Annotated in this window: 11 protein-coding genes; 1 reads left to right on the forward strand and 10 read right to left on the reverse strand. The window is 51.2% G+C overall.

Translation table 11 applies throughout. The annotated features are described in order from the left end of the window. The first annotated feature begins 16 nt into the window (after positions 1-16). Positions 17-235 (forward strand): BPSL0761 family protein, encoded by a 219-nt coding sequence (locus tag INT22_RS19660; protein WP_172515350.1) that lies wholly within the window; start codon positions 17-19, stop codon positions 233-235. Here INT22_RS19660 and INT22_RS19665 read toward each other — a convergent pair. The 10 genes from INT22_RS19665 to INT22_RS19710 form a co-directional block, all read right to left on the reverse strand. After that, the gene (locus INT22_RS19665; RefSeq protein ID WP_193059309.1) at positions 232-2,361 is read right to left on the reverse strand and encodes a UvrD-helicase domain-containing protein; all 2,130 of its coding nucleotides are present in this window, start codon (positions 2,359-2,361) and stop codon (positions 232-234) included. The two genes, INT22_RS19660 and INT22_RS19665, sit on opposite strands and share 4 nt — an antisense overlap. 1 nt (position 2,362) lies before the next feature. Further along, positions 2,363-8,818, reverse strand: a complete 6,456-nt coding sequence (locus tag INT22_RS19670; RefSeq protein WP_193059310.1) for a DEAD/DEAH box helicase — start codon at positions 8,816-8,818, stop codon at positions 2,363-2,365. Positions 8,819-8,875: 57 nt separating this feature from the next. Further along, positions 8,876-9,988, reverse strand: a complete 1,113-nt coding sequence (locus INT22_RS19675) for an HNH endonuclease (protein ID WP_193059311.1) — start codon at positions 9,986-9,988, stop codon at positions 8,876-8,878. Next, positions 9,985-10,716 carry an OmpA/MotB family protein gene (locus tag INT22_RS19680; RefSeq protein ID WP_226912942.1) on the reverse strand — a complete coding sequence of 244 codons (732 nt, stop codon included), beginning with the start codon at positions 10,714-10,716 and terminating at the stop codon, positions 9,985-9,987. Before INT22_RS19680 ends, INT22_RS19675 begins: the two co-directional genes overlap by 4 nt. Before the next feature lie 2 nt (positions 10,717-10,718). Next, positions 10,719-11,252 carry a hypothetical protein gene (locus tag INT22_RS19685; protein ID WP_193059312.1) on the reverse strand — a complete coding sequence of 178 codons (534 nt, stop codon included), beginning with the start codon at positions 11,250-11,252 and terminating at the stop codon, positions 10,719-10,721. 8 nt (positions 11,253-11,260) lie between these two features. Beyond that, positions 11,261-12,628, reverse strand: a complete 1,368-nt coding sequence (locus INT22_RS19690) for a MotA/TolQ/ExbB proton channel family protein (protein ID WP_193059313.1) — start codon at positions 12,626-12,628, stop codon at positions 11,261-11,263. 108 nt (positions 12,629-12,736) lie between these two features. Continuing rightward, positions 12,737-13,345, reverse strand: a complete 609-nt coding sequence (locus INT22_RS19695) for a hypothetical protein (RefSeq protein WP_193059314.1) — start codon at positions 13,343-13,345, stop codon at positions 12,737-12,739. 366 nt (positions 13,346-13,711) lie between these two features. Further along, positions 13,712-13,852 (reverse strand): hypothetical protein, encoded by a 141-nt coding sequence (locus INT22_RS21645; protein WP_226912943.1) that lies wholly within the window; start codon positions 13,850-13,852, stop codon positions 13,712-13,714. 76 nt (positions 13,853-13,928) lie between these two features. Continuing rightward, the gene (locus tag INT22_RS19705; protein ID WP_193059315.1) at positions 13,929-14,423 is read right to left on the reverse strand and encodes a hypothetical protein; all 495 of its coding nucleotides are present in this window, start codon (positions 14,421-14,423) and stop codon (positions 13,929-13,931) included. 99 nt (positions 14,424-14,522) lie between these two features. Further along, positions 14,523-17,144: a hypothetical protein gene (locus INT22_RS19710; protein ID WP_193068771.1), complete on the reverse strand. Its 2,622-nt coding sequence runs from the start codon at positions 17,142-17,144 to the stop codon at positions 14,523-14,525. Between the last annotated feature and the right edge of the window lie 249 nt (positions 17,145-17,393).

Below are 17,393 nucleotides of genomic sequence, written 5' to 3' on the forward strand. Positions count from 1 at the left end.
ATCAGGAGTAAATTCTATGACCACTCCAAGTGAGCGCACACGCGCCATTATCCAAACTCACAAATTCCTGGCCGAACTTAGCCAGAGTAGACACCTTCCTGAAGGCGTACGCGTAGAAGCAAAGAGACTATTGCGGCACTATCCCTCAGAGCGAGAAATATTAGAAGCTGCCCGTGTCGAGCAGCATTTGTCTGAGGGAACAATTTTTCAGCCTGTATTTAATGCGACTTATTAAAACCCTGCGCTAAACCACTCACTCATTTGCTCATAACCATATACAAAGGCCAGTTTTCGTGCGCGCGTAAGGCTGACATACACCAAAGCCCGCTCTTCGTTCTCTCGCTGGCGGCGGGTAACAGCATCTGCGGCAGCGCTCATTACAAAATCGAGCGGAAGTAGTCCACGATTAACCGAGGCGATGAATACAGCATCAAACTCAAGGCCTTTTACTCGGTGCATAGTGGCAAGGTTAAGCGCACCATCTGGCGTGCGCGTGCTACGACCGTCCAATAAATGACATCGCTGTTGACGACTTTCCAACGCATGCTTTAGTTCTGTGACCTCTTTACGCGTTCGCGCAATCACACAGCAGGTCTCTGGCGCTAACGTGTTGCCCTCCATAGACGCTAATATCGCCTCAGCTTGCTCGTCCATGCTATCGAAGCAGCGTATTTCTGGCGCAGGGCCGTGCATCAAAGAGTGATAAAACGCCTGAGTATCTTCACCGCCATCTAAGTCATCAACAGCCACGCCTTCCAACACGCTCACCGCCAGTTGACGCGTCTCATCGGTGGTGCGGTAATTCACTTTTAACCGCGCACTGCGGCCGCGAATATTAATACCGCACTGGCCCAGTACAACTTTGTTTTTACCGTAAATACGCTGATGCCCGTCACCTACCATAAACAGGTCGTTTTTTCCTTCAGGCACTAAAGCCCTCAGTAGCATAAACGCCTGAGTACCCATATCCTGCGCCTCATCAACAATGACGGAGCTGATGGATGGCCGCAGGTCAGGGTTCGCTTCCAAGAGCTGGCGAGCATCACGATAAGCGTCATCTGCTTCTTTAAGATGATTACTGGCCAATAGATGACGGTAGCGCTCAAAGACAGGCCAAATTTCCACGCGTTGCTGGCGGTTTAAGCGCGTACCACGCCCTAGGCGCGACGCTTTTTTATAGGCATCAAGCGTCGTGACAGACTGAGGCTGAACCACTCTAGACCACTCTTCTTTAAAAAATGCCAGCGTCAGATCAGAGCTGGCAGGCTTCTCGGAATAAGCGTCATTCCACAGTCTGTTTTCTTCTTTAGCGTCCATCAGCAAACCGTAGTCGTAGCCTAGCTTTTTGAGAAAGCTCACCACCCAGGCATCAAGATTGACGACTTCAACGCGCTTCAATACATCCTGAGAGCATATTTTATTTAGGTTCTGCTGAATATCAGTCGCTAAATTGCGGGTAAACGTGGTGAATAGCACATGGCTTTCACTGGCTTCCGACTGCTCCACAAGCCGTTCTGCTAACCACTTAGCACGGTGCATCGCCACCACCGTTTTGCCAGTACCCGCCCCACCTAACACACGTACAGGGCCATTTTTATCGCCATTCGCTAAGCGACGCTGGGCGGGATGTAAAAAGACGCGCCATTTCTCCAGCGACTGGTTAAGCACTTCTTGCAGCGCCTGCTCATTCTCTGCCACTGCAAAGTGCGCCCGAGACTCAGGACGTGCTAGCGCAGCACTAAAGTCGTCCGTATCCACGCTGTCAGGTGCTGCAGGCACGGTTTCTTGATACGCCTCTTCAAAACTCGCTCCGGCCATTAACATAAACAGCCCCTCATAAGCATCGGGCGGAAGCTGATCGTTAACGCGGGCAGTCTCAAGATCTGCTTCAATTTTCATGCTACGTATTAGCGGGATTGTTTCTTCCGGCACACCTAGCTGCATTAATTGCCGGTCACGGATAGCATCAAATAAGCCAGCCGCCACCGGCGCTGCAGGCTGATGAGCAGGCGGCTCTAATACCCCCTCCTCCACCGTAAACATCTGCAAGCTACCAGTATTGGGGTTCACTTCTACCTTGCGCTTTGACGCCCACGTATACGCCGGTTCGTGGTGGTCTACATACAGCATCAGATAAAGGTTTTCTTTTTCAGCAGCAGCCAAAATTATGCGTACATCTTGATTGGCACGAATGGAACGCAGCTTGTTATCTTTAAAAGCGGTCAGGCGTTCATAATGCAACCCACCATGCTGAGGGTCTTGCTGAAACAGCATCACTGCTTTGTTTGCCTGGCTCTGCTCGTTAGGTGTGAGCTTTAGCAAGCTTTCAAAATACTTTTCAGAGAAGGCTACGCTGACCATTTCAAGCTCCTGAGTCCAATTCAAGTAAGGTGGCTGCCAACGCATCGGCAGACGTGCAAATATGCCAACCCTCCGCTTCCAAGTAAGGCCTTGCAGCGGCTTGATCTTCTAGTTCTTCTAACAGCAGTGCGACCTTGTAAACGTCAAATTGCAACTCTACCTCCCCCACTACCTCATCGAACTCTCCGGCTGTCAGCTCCTCTGCGACTCTCGCCTGCGCTGGCCATACGATATTGTGGCTTTTGAGGGCGGTTGCGAGGGGCTCATCTAGCAGCGTGAACCATTCAGGGTACTGGCAGGAAGAAGCATCCGCTGAAGATAGCTGCTGTGGTGGCCAAAGTAGGCCCGCAGCGATACCACTGTTTTTTGATTCTGGCATCCATGCGTAGAACACTGGCAAGAACTGCAGAAAATTAAACGCTGTCCACAATCGCTGCCACTGATACCGGGCAGCCTCTTCACTGCTGTTGTGCATATCATAACCAAGCGTCACCAACGCACTGGCTACATCTGCTGACGTTAACAGTGTTTTCGCTGCCACCACCTCCAGCGTTAGCGTGGCTGGGCCGGACTGATCTAACAGCGTTACACTGCCTGCTAGCGCGACTGGCTCAGGTGTTAAATCAGTAAACGAAGCAGGTAGCCCACTTAGGTTATCTTGTACCTGCTGTTTAATAGCGGGGTCAGCCAGGGATTTACCAGGCAAACACTGGAATAGAAACAGTAATGCCTGCTTCGCTAGGGCATCCATATTCTGTTCACAAAGGAAATGCAGCAGTAGCTCGAAAGTCGTTTGACCCAAATGTTCAGCAGCATTGCTAACCCCCGCCACCTTGGCCAGCCCCGCTATCGCTTGATGATTATGCTCAGGAGAGGTCATTCCTGCCGGTAGGGGTACATCCATCGCTTTATCGCCCAGAACGCTATTGATGTCGTACCAATTTAGCGACCACACCACAAAACCAGCATGAATCAGCGCTTGGCGTTTAAGCAGGTCATTGCTAACAGCGTGAACATGGTATTGGTAGCCATCCAGGAAAATAGCCACCGGCGCGAGCTCGCTACGCACGGGCCACATCACAAAATCTGGGCGGCTAGCAAACTGAACGCCTTCCGCAGCCCCCAGATCTACCTGCGGTTCCAGCTCATAGCCCACCTCGCCAATGGTTAACCGATAACCATGCTTACCACGCACCACATCCTGAGATACTCGCACCTTGCGCTCAGCTACGCAGGGCGCACCGGAAAAACGCGCCAGAGCTTCTGGGAAACGCGCTTCTAGTTCACTATCTATCCATGGGTTGCCACCCAAAGCACTCAAAGACTCTTCGTTTTTAACCCACTGATGGCCGCCTTTCACAATATCCTTTAGCATTTCCAGCGCCAGCGCTTTACTGGTACTTTCCATGCCATAGGCATTGCGATACTCCAGCAAACAGCGGTAACAGCCATCCATCGTGTTGTCGTAACAGTCACAGCGCTCCATGACTTCATAAGCCATCTGAAACACCGCCTGCATGTTGTCCGCTCGGCTTAGCAGCTCGTGTAAATAGCCCGTACCGCCAGGCACTGAGTCATACAGCACAATAAAGTGCCGACGCTCATCAGTTTCCCCTATCGGCTCGCTTTGGTGCGCCACCCGCAAGTGGTCAACTTTGCCTCCAAAACGACGTTTTAAACCCAGCTGTAGCGCCGCTACAAAGGAGTTCACCTGCTCCTCTGTTCCTCCTGTTGCCAACCTGGGAAGCAAAATACGCAAACCTTCCGAGGTAAAACGCCGGTAAAGATATAAGCAATTTTCGATACCGCTATCTTCTTTACCGCTCGCTAATTTTTTAGGGCCACGGGAATAACGGCACGATTTTAGATGCTCAGCCTCTTTTTTACCGGCCGCTGCCGCTTTGGTTTGTACCGAGCCGCACTCTCGGCAAATTGGAAAACCAGCCCGCTGGATATGCTCACCAGCCACATCAAAATACATCTCCTCGCCTTCTCGTCGGCCAAAATTCACCTCCAAGAAGTTAGCCGCCCGGATGAACTCAAAACCAAAGGGCTTATCTTTATCATCCAACACCCAAGTAATCGCAATATCTGACAGTGCAAAGTCAATTAACATCTGTTTATTGAAAAACACCGGCTCGCGATCATCAGAACGGTCATCCAACTGGGCATCTTTCGCATTGGTGAACGCATATACCTGAGTCATTTTCAGCATTTTGGTACGAGCGCTTTGGTCACACCACTGAGTAGTGTGGCAACGGGGACAGGTTTTACTGTTAAACCCTGCACTAGGATCATCCGCCGGGGCGGAGTAGTGGCAGCGGGGGCAGAAGCGCCAATCTTGAATATTACGCCCCTTAGCCGTTTCTACGCGGCTTACCGTAACTCGGCGGTTACCCGCATAAAATACCGACTCAGGCGCCAGCTCTGTGAGTGCCGCCTGGGCAGGTCGCTGGTACTCATATTCACGCTTGATGAACTCACGCTCGGCGCCGCTGGCGGCGACAGCTTTATCAGAGCGAAAAATCACCGAGTGAAGCGTTGCACCCTCCTCAGGAAACGCATAATTCGGCAACAAGCCTTCATCGGTAAAGAAATTCAGCGTTTCGCGCTTATTCATACGGATACGCATACCCCGGTAGCCGGCTGCTTCCCGCTCTAACTCCACTATTTCTGCTTGGGTATGCTCGTCCTGGGGCTGCTTACGCAGTTTTTCCAACTGCTTATCCAACTCTTTAATGGTATCGGCCATTCGCTGGCGCTCATCAGCGACGACTCTGAGCCGATTCAACACATAGAGCCGCAGGTGGTCTTCACTATGCTGCGGGCCACCAAACAAGTATTGGCGCAAGAGTTCTTGGTCTTCATCGCTTAATTCAGTTGCCACATGCCTGACAAAACCATCCCACACCTCCTGCATGTTGTGCTCAATAAAGTTCAACAGTGTGTACGGGAAACGATCTTGCTGTGTCTTCTCGACGGCATCCAAGACTGGCTGCATCCTCGAAGGCACGACATTTTCCCCTTTTGCCCCGCGCGTCCAGCAGTCCATCGCGTAAGCTAACAGCTGGCGGCGCAAAACATGGCGCGCTTTTAAGAAAACCGCAGGGGGTTCAACAGGAGTATCCAACATTCGGCTTGGGTCGGCATAAAACACCAAGTCGTGAGGGCGGCCATTCGCCACGGTCAATACAAATGAATTGCCATCCCGGCGTCCCCCACGGCCTACCCGCTGCAAATAATTGGCTTGCGCAGGCGGCACTGAACACAGCAAAACGCTGGAAAGATCGCCAATATCAATCCCCATTTCAAGCGTTGGCGTCGCGGAAAGCAGGTTATATTCCCAGGGCTTATCGCCTTTGATAAAGCTGTTTTCTACCCGAGTGCGGTCACTGCTGGCCAGCAGGCCGGTATGCTCATGGGCAATTACCCGATGAATTTCACCATGCCGGAAAAGCGTGCGATAGAGCGAATCACGCAGCGGCCGCGTATGCTCGTATACACGCCGCGGGTCAGACGCATTAAGCAGTGGCAACCCTAACCAAAGAGCCGCATGACCTGCGGGCACATGCAAAGGCCGGTACCCTGGGCATTCGACTGCTTGGATATTGCACGTAATTGCCAGCTGCTCAGGGTTTAATGCCCATAGCGTCACACCACGCTCATTGTGTTCTTGCTGCACAAGCCCCGTCGCGCAAAGCGAATCCAACGCAGCCACTATTACTTGCTCACGCTGTTTTTTGTCAACAAGTGCATCGGGGTTTAAGCATGCTAACCAACGCTCGTACCACGAAGGCACGTTTTGGCTATGGGAGAGCGGTTCGTACCCTTCACCGTTACCAGTGGCTGGATATTGAGGCCTTGGCGAGCCAGGCCCCAAAGGAGGCACATAGTTCAAAAACTTGAGCAAATACGCCGTGCCCGACTTTTCACGGTAATAGCGTAAATCCTCTAAGCCGACAGCCCCCAGCGCCACCAAGTGCTGCATCAAGCCCACCATTAAACCCACCGCCGCCGCACGGTCGATTCGATAGCCCAAGGTATTATCAGCCACTTCAGCCCAGTGAGCAGCCGCTTGCTCAACCTGTGCTAACGGCCAATCTAGCGCCGCGATACCAAGCCGATTAAGCGAACGTCCCACCTGAGCGCGCCAAGCCAAATCTTCCAATAGTTGCCACAACATGCGCTGACGAATTAGCGGTAGCAGACGCTCTGGCGACTTCACCTCACCGGTTTGCTCAAAGTGCTCAAAATCAGCGCTAAAGCGCTGATCGGGGGGCATAAACTCGCGTAGATAATAAGGCAGTGTTAGCCGCCCTTGTTGCTCAGCATGGTTCAGCCAGAACGCTTCAAACTGCTCTGGCAGCTGCAAAATAGGTAACGGCTCAGGTTGGCTTTCCAGCAGTTGGGTAAGCGCCATTCGCACATTATTTTGCCAAGTACGCGCCGCGAAGAACCCTGCGCGATGGGTGGCATCCTGCACCGAATCGCTGAACGTTAGCAGCTTACGGTCATCATTATCACGACTGCTGAACAGCTGATGAATCGCCACCGCGCTAAGGCTAGCCGCCCGTGCCCCAAACACAATCAGCGACGACTTGGCCGCACAGTAGGGGCAGTCGTGCTCGTGAACCACACGATTGACCGTGCCACGGGTGACCTCTTTCAGTTGATGAGGTTTGCTCACCCGCACTAACGCTTCATTACCTGCCTGGCACCCTTTACATGCACCGGCAAAGTCCGCCGCTGCTGTTTTGCCGCATTGGCGGCACACCTTAAAATTATGCAGCACCTTGCCTGCAGGCGACTGCTTTTCACCTTGCTGCCACGGCAGCAACAGCGTGGTTTCCGCATGGTGGCTAAAGAAGCTGGAATAAATGGCCTGAAGCTCCGTTTCCACCACATCGTCTGTTACAGCGCCTCCCTCCATTCGGGTTAACCACGCAGTGCCATGACACTCACGGCACTGTACTAGCGGTAATCGCACCTGAGACTGATCTTTAGGCGGCTGGTCGTCACCAAACGACAACAGTGGCGGGCATTCCGACACCTGTTCATATTTTTCAGGCGCCTCCCTTTCTGAAATGAAGGTAGCAGCCGCTACTTCAGGCTCACGCAACGTACCCACAATCCGCCGTAGCTCCCGCGACCACAGCTGCATACGCAGTTGAACGAAGGGCCGCCCTACCTTATCTCGTGCATGGGCCGCTAACGATAACAGTGCCAACAATGCCTGCTCAGGCTGGCGGGCAAAACGCTGCGGTACTTGAGCTGCCAACTTGCTTACCAGCTCATGAAAGGCAGGGGTACCGGTGCCCAGCTTTATTTGACGCAGCAAGTTGGCAAGCTGACCATGCTGTTTTAATTCACTCCCTAATATCCTGCGCCCTAACTCGGCAGATAATGCCTCTTCAGGCGCTTTACTGAAAAACAGTTGATACGCAGTATGCAAATACGCATCCAGCCCCTCTTGCAGCGCCGCCTGCAGCTCTTCCGGGCCAATGTCAGGGTTCAGGTTCAAAAACGCGATGTTATCCAAAAACTCGGTATCGCTCATACGCTGTTCAGCAATGACCGAGTCACGCCCAAACGGGCTGGAAAAAATATCCCCCGCATAGGAAAGCAGCCCGTTGACGCTATCATCACCGCCAAGCGTTGCAGAAGTACCCACACAAATAAGCTGCTCGGGCTGCATACCGAAGCGAGCACGTAAACGGCGGATCAACAAAGAGAGGTCTGTCCCTTGGGCGCCATCAAAGGTATGTAACTCATCCACCACTAAATAGCGCAGCGTATCAGGCCCATTGTGTGCCCATAACACCTGATCTTTGGGACGCATCAGCAGGTAGTCCAACATTTTATAGTTGGTAAGCAGGACATCAGGCGGGCTGTTGCGCAGGGTGTCTTTATCCGTAATCACCTGCTCTGGCCCCATTACCTTGCTGCCCTGCCCATCGCCGCCTACAAACAACCCTACCCGTAGGCCTTTCAGCGCTGCTTGTTGGTGAACTTCTTTGGCAAACCGCTTGGCTTGGTCGGCGGCCAACGCATTCATTGGATAAATGACGATGGCTTTGATGCCTGGGCCACCCACCCGCTGGCAGTGGTCCAGCACCGGGTACATAAAACACTCGGTTTTACCAGAACCCGTACCCGTCGCCACCAGGGTATTGGCCGCTTGCCGGTCAGAGGCCAAGCGCTGCCACGCCTGCTCTTGGTGGGCATAAGGAGGAAACTCAGTTTCAAATCCCTTGAAGAAATCCCGACCTGCCGCCCCCGTCAAGAACGGCAAGCCTATCGAAATATACGGCCCTTTGATAAACGCCTCGCCACCCTGCTGCTCTTCCACTAAACGCTGAAACTCACCTTTGAAAGGTGCCGTTTCGGTTTCAAAGCCCGTGATAATAAACTCACGCAGGGCGGCAGATACTTCGCTAGCAAGTAGGCCGGGGATCATAGGAGTTCCTTCTTGTGATCTTTTTAAAGTGGTTAGATACTCTCTTATCTCAACCAATTAACACCTAGAGAGCGCCGCTTTAAGTTCATGCGCGTGCTCAATCGTGTAGTTAACTTTGTCAACTCGCCACCCCTGGCGGCGCGCTACTTCTGCATCTTTGTCGTGTATCACAACTCCTATTTTGGCTTTCCACCAAGCCAATTCTAGATTGGCTACTACCTCTCCAGACTCATTCGTAATATCGATACCACACTCATCCGGTGCTGGCACACCAACGGCACGGCATTGTGATATGAGTCCTTCAACTGCAGGGTCTGCAAATTTAGCAATCGCATCCCAACCTGAGCCTATTTTCACTTGGGTTTGCTCACGCCTCAATCGGGCAACTGTTAAGCGGTCTTTATGAGGCACATGCATACGTTCGTGATTTGGCGCTTTACTGTGGCAGTCGATGCACAGCACACTAAGGTTACGTGGACTGTTATCGTGCTTTACACCATTGATGTGATGGGTATGTAACAAGCGCGGATGAGCAGAAAGGTCGACTTTACACTCCTGACAACAAAAATTTGCTGCTTCGCGCATTTGACGAGAGATGGCAGCCCAATCGTCGGTATAGCCATCTTTGCCACCTGCTTGTCGGCTGGGAAAACTACCGAAAAATGAACTGTATTTCTCAAAGAACTCTTCCGCTTGGAATTGACTAACCATTTGATAGCGCTCAGATTTTATTTTCTGACGATATCCTTGATAATTGAGCTTTTCCAAACAGTTCATACACACATTAAGCTCGATATACTCCCCTCCGCCGTGGCCATTTGTTGCGTAGAACTTGCCAGAAGCATTATTGGTGACAACGTAACGCTCAAATCTTCCAGACGCCCGCATATCTTGAATAGTTTTGCATTCCGCAATATGAAACCGATTAGCATCACGCGGTGACACCAATGCGCGTTCATACTTGAAACTATGATCTTGAATATAAAGCACCACCTGAGTATTGCCATGTGCTAGCAGGCCGTCGACGACTCGTAAGTCGTCCAACGATTGTAACTGCACACCTTCGCGTGAAAGCGGTGGCAAGCGCGTCTCTTTAATTTCTACCACCACCGTATCGCCCATCTTCTTAGGCTGGGCAAGCAGGGCCGAGAGATCAACGGTCAGCTTCATCCGCCTTGCTCCAGAATCTTGCGGATTTGCGTATCGGCATTGGTGATTACACGAAAACTCACGCGTCGTGAGGCTTCTCGGTCTTCTATACCTTCACCCGTTAACTCTAAACGTGAAGAAGAGAACCCAACGGCAGCGACGTTGGCTTTTACCCAGCCTTTTAGCGGTGTTACCTCATCCAGTCCATACACATGATTCAACACCGTGCGCGTACGCCCCTGCGAAAGCTCCATATTGTTAAAATAGGCTTCATCTTCGGGCGTATTCATGCCCCAGACACTGCTGGTATGGCCTTCAATGCGCACCTCGTTTATAGAGTCTGAAAACTGCATTAACACATTTAGGTAGCGAGGGAAAAAATCTGCCAAAATATCCCGAAAGCGCTGCTGTAGCTCTGTCGAACCAGTGGCAAACAAGACCTCTGGTGACTGAAATGTGAATGACAAGGTGGTATCGTCGATCGCCGCTTCCCATTGCTCAAGATCGTCTTCGAACTCAGCCATCAATGCCTGGTAAAGCGCCACCTGGTTCTCTTGATACGCCACGGCCACTTCCGTAACGCGCTCCTTTTCCACCCAGGCATTGCGCATAAACACCACGGCAATAAATAAAAAGACCATCATTAGCCCGGCCATTAGGTCCGAAACAGACAACCAATGATGCTCTTCATCAGCTTCTGTTGCTTTCTGCACTTTTGATGGAGGTAACACCCGCTGTATCCAGCTCATGCTCAACGTCCTCCATCACGGGCGCTATCAACAACCTGCTGCATTTGTGCGGTGAGCTTTTGATAGTCCTCAGTAAAGCGCCCGGCAATTTGTGCTAGTGCCGTACCCATGGTTTGCATAACGCGATTGATTTCTTCCTGCATGCTTTCATCAAGCTGCTGTGCCTGTTCCTGTACGCTTTCTTTACCTTTTTTGGCGGCGTCCTCAATTAACCCCGCCATTTGCTGATACGCCTTATTCATCTGCTCAGCTTGCGCGGCAGTAATCTCATCAAAGCTCCGTGTCAGATACTTTTGCATCTCCTCAGTGCTTTCTTTTACTTGGGCCTGGATAGTTTCGATCTGCTTGCCGGCATCGACCCCACCCTGTTTGAGCTGTTCAAGCATCGCTTGGGTTTCTTTCGTAAAACCTTCTGACGCTTCCATCAATGACTGCGTACTCTTTTCCAACCCCTGGCTGGACGTATTGAAATGGCGTTCAAGCTCGTTGGACTGACGCTGTAATTCAGTGCCGATGCTCGTTGTGCCTTCGCTCAACGTCGTTTTCAGTTCACCAGCACTTTCAAGCGCAGCTTGGCTGTACTTTCATTCGTTGTCGTGGTGAAGCTTGAGAGGAACTCAGCAACCGATTTATTGTGTTGTTTGATGTAGTGGTCAGAGTCTGTCAACAGCGTTTGATAATGCTCGCTGGCGGTAGTGGCAGCCTGCGTGACATCTTTCATACTCGCTTCAACCTGCTGCTGCATCTGCGGCACGGCCTCAACCGCCTTATCGCGCATTTCTGCAAAGGCGCTTAAATGACGCTCTAGTTCATCAATTTGATGGCGCGATGTCTCCAGCAACACCTGCATCCCTGACATGGTTTCAGGGATGGTGGCGGCCGACTGGCTAATATGGCTTACTGATTGTTCTGAATCAGCCAACGCCTTAACGGAAAGATCAAACTGGGCACGCATCTCGCCTAGCTGCTCTTTATAGTTCTCTTGCCAGTCAACCAGCTTTTTCACCGAGGCATCCAGCGCTTTGAAGTTTTCACCAAACTGCTCAGTCAGCTTGTCATTGAACTCTGCAATCACGTTCTTCAGCGCTTCAATCATCTGCTCAGTGGCTGATTTGGACAGCATTTCGGCAAAATCTTTAAGCTGCTGCTCCAAATCTGTAGCGAAACGCTCGAAACGCTCCTGCTGCTGACTGACTACCGATACCACTGTTTGTAGCGCGGCAAGTTGCTCACTCGCCGTTTGGTGAGACGCGGCCATATCATCCGCCAGCTGCGTTTGCTGAGCAGCTAATCGCTCTGCCATGGCGTGATTCGTCTCTTGAAGAGCATCTAACCGCTTACAAAGTGCCTCGTTAAACTCACGATTTTCCAAGCGCTGCTTACCGATTAGGGTACTCAACGAACTATCGCCTTCACCGGTGAGCGATTTATTCAGTTTTTCTAGCTCTAGTTGCTGTTCAGTGTGGTGCGTGGCTTGCTGCTCATTACCTAGCTGAATCGCCTGTAGCAGGTCATTACCCGTCGCATCTTCATTCGTTTGAGAAGCGCTGCTATCTTGCTGACGGCGCCATTCAGGAACAGGTGGGATAGTAGACGTTAGTATTTTGTAAACAATCGCTGCCGCCATACCCACCAAGCTAGTAATAAACGCCGTCTTTAGACCATCCAATAGTCCAGAAATACTGGCATCAATAGCTTCAGCACTGCTTGCGTCAAAGTGCATTAGGCCAATAATGATGCCGGTAAAAGTTCCAAGAATACCTAATGATGTGAGCAAACTAGAGGCATAGGCTGTTAAACGCTTGAACCAGCCTATTAAATAAAACAAAAAGCAGAGCATGCCGGCTACCAAAATTATCGCCACAAAAACGCTAGTCACACTGCTTGCTGAAAGCGATTCAAAAACTGACATCAAAGATTTCGTCATAGCATCAACCACCCATCAAAATTAATTAATATTAGCAATCAGTGAACTTAACGTTAGCCTATGCATAGCCACTATCAAGACATGCGGTAAGCATTATTGAAAATCACGCTTGGAAACTAATGCATCGACTAACCCTTGAAGCTTCGGAGGTAGCTCAGGAGCTGCTTTTCCCTCTATTTCTTTAGCGTGTTTCGTTAAGTAGGGATGCATTGCCACAAACCCTATAAAAACAATTATTAATATGATCGAAACACCTGCAGTAAAAGGAATTAGCACTAGTCCTAAAAAAATGACGAGACAACCAAAACCTGCGTCTTGCCTACTGGCTTCAGCTTCTTTACTCAGTTTATAGAGCTCTGCATCTAGCCCTAAAACATCGTAGGCAAAAACATTAGACTGATCTTTACCATAAAATGGTAAGCTAGGTTCTTTTCCATACCTTCTAAAGCTCCTCTTCTTTTTCAAAATATCAAACATACGCTGACAAACGTCCCACCCATCACTTCTAAAAGTGAAGAAGAAAATTTTATCAATACACTCACCCTCTCCGTTTTCATATTCAGTCAAGTGCTTTTCAAGCGATTCCTCCTTAGAAAACCCAATAACATAAAACTTAACACCAAATTCTTGAAACCTGGCATAATAAACATAACCTGAAGGATCTATCTCTTCCCTGCTGAAGCATTTTAGTATTTTTAACATTTATCGCTCCAAATCCTGAAACTTATCTAACGACCCTTAAATAAAGCTGAATGTTTATAGTTAGCTTTCATCGCTCCGCCTCCTAAACACTCCCAACACACTAATTTTCTGCATAACCGCACTGTTCAATTAACCTCCCACTTCAATACTGTGAATTTTAAGCCTCATCACCTAAGTAAATGGCCATTGCCTTATCTGTATTAGCGGCCTCAACCAACTTCTGACATTCATACCCGCGGGAGACTAAGTTCTTTTCGCGCCAGCTGTTACCGTTCAAACCACATGTAATATAGATACCGAAGTTTACCAACGAAGCTAGCAGTCCTATATCCGAACTGGCTGGGAACAGTGCAAGCACAATTACAGTTACCAGTAAGATAGATCCCAAACCCCATATTTTTTGACCAGCGCCCATATAGGGCCAAAAAAGAATCCTGGCCAAGACCATCCCTGCTTAACTGCTTCGTGCATTCCGGCTGGATGCATGTAAATTTTAAATTCTTTCATTTTAAGCCTGCTTATAAGCCAATTATTTTATTAATAAAATGAACACAGCACCTCTTAAAAAGGTGCTGACAAAATTTTAGTAGTTATCGACGTAATCTTGATAGCTTTTTTCATAACTACCCGTCGACACACAATCAACAGAGGCACTGCTCATTACTTGACCATAGCCATTTCTAACCACAACAAGTGCTTTACCAAAAATATTTACTGTCGCTCTCGTCTGTTGCTCCCCTTGATCACGGACAATCACATTAATATTTGCGTTAACATCCTCGAAATTAGCTTGTAATAAGCCTACATTGCCCGTCGGCTGGCCACAATTTATTATCCCTGAGCCTGGATTTAGGCCATAATTTGAAGATATAAGCCCTGAGTTTTTATCAACATTATCAATAGGCGTATTATTGCTGGCAAACCACTCTACCGTTGCCTCCCACACGTTATCGAACTCTTTATCGAATACGAAATTTTTCTCAGCCGTATCGCTAGGCAGTCCGGTAACCCCAGCAGCAGCACAACCTCCTAAAAAACCAAGCGCGGACACTATCAAGCCTAATTTAAGCATTTTCATTACAATGATCCCTTTTGATTCATGTTTTCATTGTGGCTTCTGCCACTCTTTTACTACGCGATCCCTACGGTCGCGCATTTGGCTTCATGCCAAATTCTTTTATTGCTCAGCTCCGGCAAAAATCCCCCAAGCCACTCGATAATCCTCTTCCCTATCTGGCTTGAAGAACGGGGCTTTGTATGCCACGGTGCGCTCCACCGGCCCACCCGGAAGCGTGTCGTCCTTATAGGTTTTGTAAACGCTGCCTTCCTGCAGGTGCTGGATGTCTTCCCAGCCGAGGGCGATGTCGTCTTCTTTTCTTTCTGGTGCGTCTATGCAGTAGAAGGTGCCTTCGGTGAGTTCCTTCTTGTTGGCTTTTCTGGGCAGGCCTACGCCTGCTATGCCAATGTTGACGCTGAAGACGACGCGGCCGGTCTGGTCGTAGAAGGTTTCGGCTTCGTTCTGTTGCAGCACGGGGAACTGGACACGGTAGATGGTGAGCAGTTCTTCCAGCGTGAGGCCGAGGGCCTGGGCGACGAGGACGTCGATTTCTACCAGGGCCTGGCGGCGGGCGTAGTCGGTGCGCAGGGCGTTGTGGCGTTGCCACTCGGGGGTGAGGTTGGCAAAGAAGTCCTGGGGCAACGCGGCGATGGGTTCGCGAGTGGCCCAATGTTGTTGGCGGAAGTTGTCTTGCCAGTTGGATTGCCAGAGGTCGGCGTAAATGTTCGTCAAGCTCTGCAGCGCCAAAGCCCTAGCTTTCACACTAGAAGGAAGGCTTGGGACTGGCAGAGTGTGGACTATGCTCTGCGACGAAGGTCGTCCTGTAGCCTTGATATAAAAATCTGCTACCAGACTGATTGAAAACGCAGAGAAGTTAATTAAGTCGTCCACGCTTCTGAATGTATAGCTCACACCCGTATTTATGTGGCCAAGCCCGGGTGCAATTATCGTGTTCAAAAAAGTTCTTTCGCCCGACTGAGAAAGCTGAAACTTCGTGACAAACCGATAATACTCCGTCACCAACCGCTCCCGGTGCTCGCCCTCTTCCACCCAAGGCACGCGCGGGGTGCGGTCGCGGTAGGTGGCGGGGTCGCAGGCGGGGATGTAGTTGGTGCGCGGCAGGTAGTCGTCCGGCAGGGTTTGCAGGTCGAGAGGATCGTAGGCCCTTGGTGTATTGCATTCCTGTCGCGGAGTTTTGTAAAACGGATTACCAACGAAGAAATGGGGACCGGAGAGTATCCATTGTTCCGGGTTTTCCGGAAAGCGGGTTTCCCGCGTGATGGTGCCGTCCCGCTGGGCATAGGTTTCGTCGAACATTACCGTGGAGAAGTACTGCCCTTTCAGATCCCCCAGCCGCCGGGGCTGGGCGGCGAATTTTTCCAGTACGTTGGTGAGCTGCCGGGCGTGCAGGGCCGGCAGTCGGGCTTCCAGGGCATCGGTGCCGGCTTCGTCGTAGAGCTGGGCGAACAGGGCCAGTTCGTGCCAGCCGATTTCGAGAATACGGTCGCGGTGGCCAGTTAACTCCCAGCTGCCCTTTGAGCTCTCCTCCTCTCCAATACCGCTTTTAATCCCGGGCACGGGTCCAGAGCCATCACTTTGATAGCATGCATCTACTGTTGAGGGGTCGAACACATTCGAGATGGAATCGAACTTTGGTTCGTCTCGGCAAGGACCGTAGATGTTTACCGAGAACTTCACCCATATCATAATTTCGGCAAAAAGCAGACGTACGTTAGTGTATTGGAAATGCCTACGAAGACGGTTGTACACCTCCCGACGGAATCCCCCACCCTTGGGATCATCATAAATCCCCTCCGGATGCAGAAAGCCACTCACGCCCTGTCCGTTCAAATTGGCCCAGGCCCGGGGCAGGAAGCATTTGTACAGGTTGGTCTGCACACCCTTGAGCTGCGGGTAGTTCTGGGTGGCATTGAGAAACGCCTGCGAACCTTCCGCTTCCGCCAGCTCATCAAACCAGGCCTGCTGCAGTTGCGGGCTGCGTTCGAAGGCCGCCTCGCGCTCGTCGGTCAGTTGCTTGGCACTGAGTTTGTGCAGCACAAAGGCCGGGTTGTGGTCGCCGAGGATACCGCCTTCCTGCCATTCCACCTTGCGCCAGGGCGGGTTACCCAGAGTGATGTCGAAGCCGCCGCGGTTGGCAAAGATGTCGGCGAAGGCCAGTTCCCAGTGGAAGAAGCGGTAGTGCTCGCCTAGCTGGTGGGCAAACTTTAGGTTGGCGAAGAAGGGGTTTTTGAACAGCTTTTCCAGGTTTAGATCGCCGCGCTGGTTGCTGACTTCCCGGGCGGCTTGTGTTTCGGGCCGGGTTTCGGCACGCAGGGTTTGCTGCAGCTCGTCGGCGGCGAACAGGTCTTCCACCGGTTTGGCGAAGGGGTTGGCTTCTTCGGTGGCGGGTGCACTTTCGCCCTGGCTGCCTAGCAGGCTTTCTTGAGCGGGGGCGAACTCGAAGGTGCCTTGAGAATTTAAAATCGTGTTGAGTTCAAACAGCCAGGTGCTGCGGTCGGGCAGCTGGTTGACATTTTCCAGCGGCCAGAACCACAGCGCGCACCAGTAATCCATCGCCAGCTTAAGGCGGCGGTACGGCGAGGCAATGCGGGCGTTGGTGTTAAAAATGCCGCCGGTGCGTATGTCGTCTTTTTCGCGGGTGCTGGTGTGGTATTCGTCGCCGCCCTGCTGGCCCCATAGGCGGTGGTTGTCTTCGGTGCGTTTGCGGTCTTGCGCCAGCATTTGGGTGTGTTCCCGCCATAGGCGGGGTGTGTCCCCGCCATAGGCGGTCTACCGCTTCGCTGAGTAGCTGAAGAGTTTTAATTTCCTGCTCGTCTAACGGGGCGCAAAACGCTTTTTGCCACGCTTTGATTTTCTTAAACGCCTCTGGCCGCAGCTGTTTGGCGGTTTTGTCGCTGTAACCCACCATGCCGGGGTCGGGGAGCAGGAAGTGGTAAATTTCATTGGCGTTGCGCCCGCCTGCGGTTGGCG

Origin of the sequence: Halomonas sp. 3D7M (genome assembly GCF_014897885.1) — a bacterium.
Classification (GTDB): domain Bacteria; phylum Pseudomonadota; class Gammaproteobacteria; order Pseudomonadales; family Halomonadaceae; genus Vreelandella.